Below are 1,557 nucleotides of genomic sequence, written 5' to 3'. Positions count from 1 at the left end.
GTCATTGCTTTCCGTCAGCGACTTGACTGAGCGGATCGGCATCCTGCGCGACGAAATCGCCCGCCTGGAAGCCGAACTCAAGGCCAAGGACACCACCAAATCCGCGGCCGAAGCACTGTTCCGCCGCAGATAGGCGCTCGGGCGTAAAGCCCGCCGCCGAAAAGCCCGAATGCGACTGTCTTCAGACCCAGCGTCCCCGCCAAACCTGAGCCGGATCAACCAATGTTCGCAACCTACCGACCGATCCTCTCGCTGCTTCGCGGCACCGCTTTCCTGCTCGCGGCATCTGGTTTGCATGGGCTGCTTCTGCCCCTGCGCGGTCAGTTGGAAGGCTTCTCGACCGCATCGCTCGGCCTGATGGGCACGGCCTGGGCCGGCGGCTTCGTCACCGGCTGCTTCTTCGCACCGCGCATCGTGCGCCGCGCCGGCCACGTGCGCGCCTTTGGCGCCTTTGCCGCATCCGGCGCCATCGTGGCGCTGCTCACCGGGCTGATCATCGACGAGTATGTCTGGATCCTGCTGCGCGCCTTCACCGGCTTCACCATGGCCGGCGCCTTCATGGTCATCGAAAGCTGGTTGAACGAGAAGGCCACCAACGAGAACCGTGGCACCGTCTTCGGCCTCTACATGATGGTGACTTATGCCTCGATCATGGGTGGGCAGATGATCGTCGCCGGCGGCGACGTGAAGTCCGCGTCGCTGTTCATGATCACCGGCATCCTGTTTTGCCTGTCGCTCATTCCGACGGCGGTCTCGACCGCCTCCCACCCCAAGCCGCTGCAGGATGTCTCACTTGATGTCAGGGGCCTTTATGCCAATTCGCCGGTGTCGGCGGTCGCTTGCGTGCTGATCGGCATCGCCAACGGCGCCTGGGGCACGCTTGGCGCAGTCTATGGTGCGCGCATCGGCATTTCCACGGCCGAGATCGCCCTGATGATGAGCCTTGTGGTCGTTGCCGGTGCCGCCATGCAGCTTCCGGCCGGGCGCCTGTCCGACAAGACCGACCGGCGCTTCGTGCTGGCGGGGGCGGCTTTCGGCGGGGCCTTCTTCGCGCTCATGATCTTCCTGTTCGAGCCACGCTCCGGCGTCTTCGTCATCGTCTTCACCGCCGCCTATGGCGCCTTCGCCTATACGCTCTATTCCATCGCCGTGGCGCATGCCAACGACCACGCGCGCTCGGAGGATTTCGTCAAGGTATCTGGCGGGCTGTTGCTGCTCTATGGCTTCGGCACGATGATCGGACCTTTGCTTGCGGCTGCCCTGATGGGCTGGATGCGCCCGGAAGGTCTGTTCCTGGCGACCGCCTTCGCGCATCTCTGCCTGGCGGGCTACACGCTGCTGCGCATCAGCCGCCGCGCGCCGGTGCCGATCGGGGATCGTGACGCCTTCAAGACGCAGCCGGCCGACCGCTCGGTCACCCCGGAAGCATTGCGGCTTGATCCCAGAAGAAAAGCAGAAGCAGACGGTTGAGATTCGAAAGGCTTTGCCTCACTAATACAGGCATGATGTTTTCCGACGCCTTCATGGCGATTGCCGATCCCAACCGGCGCCATCTTC

Annotated in this window: 2 protein-coding genes; both read left to right on the top strand. The window is 64.0% G+C overall.

What is annotated here, in order from left to right; genetic code table 11:
- Nucleotides 1-133: DUF1192 family protein (locus ENZ75_RS31405; protein WP_128278605.1), on the top strand; the 133-nt coding region annotated here is incomplete at its 5' end.
- A gap of 89 nt (nucleotides 134-222) precedes the next feature.
- Nucleotides 223-1,470 (top strand): MFS transporter, encoded by a 1,248-nt coding sequence (locus tag ENZ75_RS31400; RefSeq protein ID WP_024502978.1) that lies wholly within the window; start codon nucleotides 223-225, stop codon nucleotides 1,468-1,470.
- The last annotated feature ends 87 nt before the right edge of the window (nucleotides 1,471-1,557 follow it).

Source organism: Mesorhizobium sp. M7A.F.Ca.CA.002.04.1.1 (assembly GCF_004022805.1).
GTDB lineage: Bacteria > Pseudomonadota > Alphaproteobacteria > Rhizobiales > Rhizobiaceae > Mesorhizobium > Mesorhizobium ciceri.
The sequence above is the reverse complement of the archived record's forward strand: the minus strand, read 5'-3'. Positions and strand labels throughout refer to the sequence as shown.